Annotated in this window: 1 protein-coding gene; it reads right to left on the reverse strand. The window is 60.0% G+C overall.

Annotated features, from left to right (window positions below):
- Positions 1-175 precede the first annotated feature (175 nt).
- A partial coding sequence (gene tssM / locus EN879_RS28825; RefSeq protein WP_127274409.1) for a type VI secretion system membrane subunit TssM occupies positions 176-3398 on the reverse strand: 3223 nt, incomplete at its 5' end.

Below are 3398 nucleotides of genomic sequence, written 5' to 3' on the forward strand. Positions count from 1 at the left end.
AGTATTCAATTTGCCACCAAGCGCTTTTCAAGCGTCCTTCTGCGGCGCACCTTTGGACGCTCGCTGGCGCCACTTTGCCACAGGCTCGAACATTAAAGTATCGAAAACTAAGGAAAACCAGGCTTTGAACGCCGTGGTCAGCGGACCGACGCCATGTTCAGCAGATGAACCCTGTTCAAAACGCCTTGGGACAGCTGAATCCGGACAGGGCCGGGAGGAAGAAGGGGTTGGAGCCTGAGCCTGTCTGGAGAGCATAAGTAACGTCGCGTCCGCCGATCACGAAGCGCGCTTGCATGTTGCTGTCGTCGCCGGTGACGGCAGCCTTGTCCAGAAGTCGTTTCAGCGCCCAGGGCCCTTCGAACTTGATGGCGGATTCGCGGCCTGGCATCTCCGGCGTCAAGCTTAGGCTGGCGGACGCGGAAGCTGCCTCGCCCGGCCAGGTGACCGCGCTCGGCGCGTTGCCCGTCTGATTGCTCCAGACGATCTGGCCTTCGGCATCGAGTATCGCCGTATCGACATCGCCATTCAGTGAGAACGGTGTGAAAGTGATGCTGACCGAAGGCAACGAACCGCCCGATGGGAAGAAGGCGCTGCGGATTTCCGCCGCAAGCTGGAAGTCTTTCAGGGTCGATTTCGACAGGTCGCGTCCAAATCGCGCATCCTGTTTCCAAGTCCAGTCCTGGCTGGTCATGTCGATCAGCGATGCTAGATTTTGTGCGAAGAACCGGTCCAGCAAGCCGCCAGGGGCGAACAATTTGGCGAAATCTGCCATCGCAACATCCTCGGTGGCGTCGCGGGCGAAGGGATAACGGCCGCTGATTGCGGCTTCACAAGGGGCTGTGACCGTCTGGTCAAGTATCTGATTCAAGTTGGTCACCGAGGTTTCGGCAACGTTGCCTTCGAACTCATCCGCCGTCGCGTTGACCATCCGGCCGAGTTGCTTGGGCAGGCGCGAGACATTGGCGCGAAGCGTGGCTATCTGCAGCTGCAGGTTCGAATTGACGCGTTCCGTCTGCGAAGGAACTTCGGCCGCCAGTTGCAGGCTCTGATAGATATCGCTGAAGTTTTGGGTCAGAGCATCGATCGGGCGATGTCCGGCAGGGCCGTTCACCAGGGCCTGGAATGGTCTGAATTGCGCTTCGATGTTTGCTCCTGGACTGAAGTTCCGTGCGTCGGCGGCCCCGGTGCCGGCGCGGCTTTGCGATTTGCCGCTGGCGATTGTTATGCCGATGCGGGCCAGGCCCTTGGCCAGATCCGCGGGGTTGCGCGGCGGGTTCTGGGCCGTGCCTTCGATCTCGGTGCCGGGATCGGGGCCGTCACCTGAGTCCCGCGTCAGAGCTGTTTCATCGGCGATTGCCGCAAAGAGCTGATTCATCGGTGAGCTTGGGGAGGCAGCGGCCGAAAGTGCGATGTAGTGCGGCTTGTCCGTCAGCATCGCCTTGAATTTCAACTGGCCGAGAACGCCGTTCCACGCGGCCGCGAACTCCTTGCCGTAGCGATCAAGAAGTTCGGGGCCGAGCTTGAGCAATTGCTGGTTGATATCGCCTTGTTCGCCGCCGCCCCCGAGAACCCACTGCTCGTCGACAAGCATCTGCGCAATGCGCGACAGTTGCCGGAGATAGAAGGTGTTGAAGCCGGAATGAGTATAGATGCCGGGAATACGAAGCCCTGACAGATCGCCGCCATCGATGCGCTCGAACAGCAGCTGCGCTTCCGGCCCGCCTTTCTGAGACAGTGAAAAATCGTCCAGCACCGCTGCGTATATAGCCGACTTGATCAAGGCCGAAGCGCGATCGGCAAGGCTCATACGCCCGAGTGAACGTTGAGCGGCTTCGACAAGCGGCTGGTTGAGTTCGAAGACCGGATCATAGGCGTCGTCCAATGCCAGCATGGCGCGCAGGTGCTTTTGGAGCTGCTCGCGTCCTTCGCGATTGTTTTCGCCCGGATATCGGTTCTGCTCCCAGTCCCGCTTCATCCACGAAACGATCAAAGCGTCATCGACCTTCGCTGCCTTGCCGCCAAGCATCAGATAGATTTTCAACGGTTCGTAGAGGGCGACGGGATCGGCCATCTTGGCCTGGATCGTCCGCTCGGCCTGGATCAACAGGCGCGATCGGAGCAGTCGCTCCAGCGCCTGCCGATAGGCTGTTTTGGATGCCGAAAGAAGTCTCTCCCTCTGGCTGAGGCCGAACGTCTCCTCTAACGGTGTCGGCAAGTCACCGGTTTCATACCCGGCCGGCAGATCGCGCAACTGGTCAAGCGGGCCGATGACGTTTTCAAGGTCGACATCGGTGACCGTGCTGGCCTTGAGCAACGGGGCCGCCGTCTCGCGATACTGGCCCATGGCCAGCGTTGTGGAGGCGATCAGCGACCGGTTGGAAGCAAAGCTCAGGGCGAGCGTACCCAGTGCGGCGGCGGCGATCAGCGTTATGGCACCCAGGCCACCAAATCTGACGATCGCCGCACGCCTTGCAGCCGATTTGTCATACGAAACCCAGCCCGATTCGGCAAAAATGACGTCCGTCAGCAGATCATGCAAAAAGAAGCTTTTGCCGGTTCCAGAAAGGTGAGGGCGGGAATTGCCACCGAAATTGCGGCCGATCGCGCCCAGCACCTGATCGATAGGCGTGCCCTCTTGCGTGCCGGACGAAAAATACAATCCACGCAGGCTGACATTCACCTGGCTGCGTCCGGGATTGAACAGAGCGGCGACAAAGCTGGTAACTCGGCCCTTTAGTGCGCCGAACTGTGCCGGAAAACCGAAGATGGAGATGCGCGTGACGGGATCAGTCTCTTCCTGGAGGCGGTCGGCCATCTCGTCGGCCAGTCGTTTTGCCAGCGCATCGAATTCGGCAGGGGCTCCAGCGGCCATGTTCCTGTCGCGCTCCGCGGTCTGGAATGTCGCGCCCCACACCTTGCGCCTTCGTGACTCGTCGAAACCGCCGAAGTAGTCCATGAAACCGGAGACAAGATCGGCCTTGGTGAAAATCAGATAGACTGGAAACTGAACTTTCAGCGTCTCGTGGATTTCCCTCAGCCGGTTGCGTATCTCGGCGACGTGGGTATCTAGCTGCCGGTCGTCGAAGCTCATCAGATCGGCAAGGCTGATGGCCAGGATGACGCCGTTTATCGGTTGCCGGGCGCGGTGCTTCTTGAGCAGTGACAGGAAGGAGAGCCAGCTCTTCTTGTCGCTCTCAGCATTGGAATCCTGCGTCGTGTAGCGACCTGCGGTGTCGATCAACACGGCCTGGTCGGTAAACCACCAGTCGCAGGCACGTGTTCCGCCAATGCCGGCCACCGGTTGGGCGTCTCCTGAACCGGCAAGCGGAAAATTCAGCCCCGAATTGACCAGTGCCGTTGTCTTGCCGGCACCCGGCGGGCCTATGACGACGTACCAG

The sequence above is a fragment of the Mesorhizobium sp. M7A.F.Ca.AU.002.02.1.1 genome (assembly GCF_003998535.1).
Lineage (GTDB): Bacteria > Pseudomonadota > Alphaproteobacteria > Rhizobiales > Rhizobiaceae > Mesorhizobium > Mesorhizobium ciceri.